At 35.4% G+C, this 3807-nt stretch carries 3 protein-coding genes and 1 pseudogene; 3 read left to right on the forward strand and 1 reads right to left on the reverse strand.

Going from position 1 to position 3807, the window contains the following annotated elements; genetic code table 11:
* Both AC1DPZ_RS23660 and AC1DPZ_RS23665 read left to right on the forward strand, forming a co-directional pair.
* The coding region (locus AC1DPZ_RS23660) for a hypothetical protein (RefSeq protein ID WP_477408095.1) at positions 1 to 571 on the forward strand (571 nt) is incomplete at its 5' end.
* Between the two features lies 1 nt (position 572).
* Positions 573 to 1016 carry a hypothetical protein gene (locus tag AC1DPZ_RS23665; RefSeq protein ID WP_477408097.1) on the forward strand — a complete coding sequence of 148 codons (444 nt, stop codon included), beginning with the start codon at positions 573 to 575 and terminating at the stop codon, positions 1014 to 1016.
* Between the two features lie 662 nt (positions 1017 to 1678).
* Here the strand turns inward: AC1DPZ_RS23665 and AC1DPZ_RS23670 are convergent.
* The gene (locus AC1DPZ_RS23670; protein WP_477408099.1) at positions 1679 to 2491 is read right to left on the reverse strand and encodes a hypothetical protein; all 813 of its coding nucleotides are present in this window, start codon (positions 2489 to 2491) and stop codon (positions 1679 to 1681) included.
* A gap of 1099 nt (positions 2492 to 3590) precedes the next feature.
* Between AC1DPZ_RS23670 and AC1DPZ_RS23675 the strand changes: the two are divergent.
* Positions 3591 to 3807 (forward strand): annotated as a pseudogene (locus tag AC1DPZ_RS23675) (JAB domain-containing protein); the annotation flags it as partial.

Consider the following 3807-nt stretch of genomic DNA (forward strand, 5'->3'; position numbering starts at 1 on the left):
AGGCAATCCTTTGGAGCAACGACCCTTTGTTACCCCTCTTCTGATTGAAACAGGTAAAGGCAAATTCAAAATAGTAAAACATTATCACGAGCAACAAGTGGCCAGTATGATGATGCCTGCTTACAGCGGGTTTGTTCTTAAGAACTGTAACGACAATGTTAAACAAACGGAGGCTTTTGCCATTAAGGTAAAGGAAAAAGTCGTTAAGGCATTGGAAAGCCCACCATTCTCAGCAATACGATACACGGATCTCTCAATTCCAGATGATGAAGTTTGGTTGAAAAGAGAAAATAAAAACAGTATACTTTTGGGGAGTCCTTATTTCGAGTTGTCCACGTATATATTGAAAATGCAAATTAAGAATAATCCAAAGGTGAATGAAGGGGTGATGCTTTTTATTATTCAATCTTTAAATACGTCCGTCGGAATAAACGGAGTATTTACAGAACCCGCTATACGCGACGTTAGAAAGTGCAAAGAGCAAATAAATATTGCAGTGAATAGTGCCGTTAGAGAGGCATGTTCAGAACTTAAACTAATTTATCAGGAAAACTTCTGTCAATGCTATTAACATGAAAATATCAGAAATTCGTAATTGGCTCGGGCTTTATTTTTTAATCATTACAGGAATATTGGGAGCTTATATTTTGTTATGTAGTGAAACTCCTTTGTTACCTATTAGCAAGGCTGAAGCAACTAGTTCATTTGAAATTATTATACCTGTCTTAGTAGCTCAAATCACGGCCATTTTTAAGTGGTATAGTGTAGAACGTAAAGTAGAAGATGTTGTGGTGGAAATACCTACTTGGGTAATCAAGGGGCCACCAATTATGGTCACGATAATCTTATTGCTTTCTATCACAAATTTAGTCGTTGGTAATCTCGGAGAAGGTAAAACGTGGGCGATATCTCCAGACAGTTTTAAAGGAGTAATAACATTTTGTGTAACATTGCTAAATGCAACTTCTATATTTATTATAATGCGGTTCTTCAAGGCAGAGAATACTAAAGACTGATGTCCGACTTTTTGACTAAAAGGTTGAATAAAGCAGATTAAAATGAAATAATGATCACTATGCTTTTTAGGGCTCGTATTTCTGACGTATGCAAAAGTTTGCCGGCCACAAATGCTCAATTGGCATACTGCACCAGGTCAGCAACTTATTTTAAAAGGCTACTGAAGGCTGTTCAATCTCCAATTCATTTGTCGAGTCACTCGAGAAGTCTACCTTTTAAATAAATAAGGTTGAAAAGTATTTTACCCAATCCTCAAAACATCATTTTATACATTTACAATCTACTACACTTTAGTTAACTGGGGGGTATAATACCCCTTTTTTGTAAAATCTGTAGTAACTCTAAATACTACTTTCATCGGTTAAGGAATTGTCTTACTTCTAAATTCAAAATATTAATAATCTTGAACTAAGAGGAAGAAGTGAAGATGAATTATTAGGCAAAGTTAGGGCTGGTGCTTCTGAAGCGTGCAAAAGATTGCCGAGCATAAACGCTCAATGCCATCGCTCAATCCATTTGTATCGTTTGCTTTTGCACTTGATCGCACCAAACCTTCATGTTTGTTAAGAACGTATTTAAGAAAGAAAACAGTAGTAACTGATAGGCTTAGAAGTGTGCCCTGGTGTATTCCATATTAGCGAGTTGTAATTTTTATTCCAAATTATTTTATGGGTAACTCATTACAATATTCATTCATAATATGCGCTAAACGGGCATCAGAGACATTGCTAAAAGGTAAACTTTCGCGGATATATTTATTAAACGACCAAAAGTTTTCTTTTACTTCGTCTTCAAACTTAAGGTTGTTTCTTTTAGCCCAGACTATAAGTAAATTTCTCAAGTCACTGGGGCTTAAAGAAGACTTGGTTGTGCCTGATTCAGATACTTGGCCGCGCACAACTTTCAATATTTCTTCCAACAATGGCTTCAGATCATTTTCAATTTCACTAACAGCTTTCGTTTTAGTTTTTTCTTCTTTTGTTATTGCTTCAGTAACTTGTAAAATATCATTAAATCGCTGTTCTAAATCCGGCCAAAACTTATCGAACACTTTATCGAGGACCGAAGTTGCAATAGGATTAGTTGTACGGCCATTGATTACGTGCAGAAGCTTTTTAATGCCATCCTTATCAAACCTTGTATGATTGAAGCCTGATAACGGGCTTAAAAGTATATCGCTACTGGTAAGATCAATTAACAATATGTATACCCGACTTTTCTCCAATCCTTTGGCCAAACCACCAGCCTCGAATAATATCCACGGCTCGGCTTTATTTTCTTGGGTGAGGCAAATTACGCCGTTTATTATTTGCTCAACCTGGGATTGGATTGCGGTGAACCACAACTCGCCATCTTCTATGTTCTGACTAGATACCCAAGGGTCTACAGCTTGAATTACACAAGGTATCCACTCGGCTAACAGCTCAGCTACTTTTTTACTGCGTTGTTTTGACCAGCTTAAAAATACTTTCATTTTGTGATGATTTAAGTTTTACGAATATAGATTATTTGCAAGACAATAGTAAATAGCTATTTAATGCCCTAAGAGCTTTGATAATGTGGTATTAACTTTCAAGGGGCCAAGTCTGCTACTTTTATTAAAAGGTTACTGAAACAATAACTAACCGAATACCATATCGAGTGACTTGCAAAGTCTACCTTTTAAATAAATAGGTTGAATGGCCTCACAAAACAGAACTCAAATTATTCACCAACAAATCCTGCAAACTCTACTTTGAATAACTTACTGAAATTTCCTGTTTTTTTATCAATGTTACTCTTATAAGGGTACTTACAAGATTTTCGAAAAAATAGGAAAATAGTCATTTGACAGCCTACCTTTTAAAGACAGTAGCAAAACTGGCAATTACCAATTCTACCTTCGATTTCAGACCATATTTTCATTTGCTACAGTTGATATTAAGGGTGTTAAGAACCCTTTTTTTTGAAAAAGTGTAGCAATATCCAAAAACAAAACATATTTTTAAGAATACACAATCATAATGATTATCCACCCTGAAAACTCCCGACTAATACGATTATTTATCGCTTTTCCATTACTGATAACCTCACTTCAAATAATTCTGAATGACTTGTATGTGAATCATGTGCTACTAAATCTTGGAGTATTTATAATTTCTGTGATATCAGTTTTCAATTCCCTAAACAAGAGCATTACTTTCGATAAAAGAGGTATCAATATAACTCCAAGTTACTATGTCATGGATAATTCTTGGCAATTAACTGCGCTATATGCTATTGTTGGTTTCTTATATAATCCATTGTATCAATTCGAATTTGTATACGAAACTTGGGCCATAATTGGATTATCAGCCTCTATGATTTTTAGCTTGCCATATCTAATTCAAAAAGCGAAGGAAAAAAAAGCAGAAAGAGTGAGGAAATAATTATTCAGCAAAGTTAGGCGTGAGGTYGAACACATGGCAAGGAATTTCCGGCATAAACACAACCCTACGCATAACCCTTCATTTATTCCGTTCCTCCTTGCATTTAGTTCAATCCATAAGCCTGCAGAGGCACCATAATTATTATTCACTTAAACATTAAGAATTATGGAAAATCAAACGCTACAGGTTGCAGAGATTCAACTAACTTACAGACCAGTTATTAGACCACAAGACAGGGTTAAAATTACGTCGGCATACGAAGCCTATCGATTACTATTAGAGTCCTGGGATAGTGGTAAAATTGAATTTATAGAGCAATTTAAATTGATGTTGCTTAACAGAAACAATAAAGTGCTTGGCATTTATACAGTGAGTACAGGAG

It is taken from the genome of Mucilaginibacter sp. P4_G9, assembly GCF_056400985.1.

Excerpts from the sequence above, each read along its gene's own strand:
- AC1DPZ_RS23665 (WP_477408097.1), top strand. The coding sequence starts at position 573 with ATGAAAATATCAGAAATTCGTAATTGGCTCGGGCTTTATTTTTTAATC.
- AC1DPZ_RS23670 (WP_477408099.1), bottom strand. The coding sequence starts at position 2,491 with ATGAAAGTATTTTTAAGCTGGTCAAAACAACGCAGTAAAAAAGTAGCT.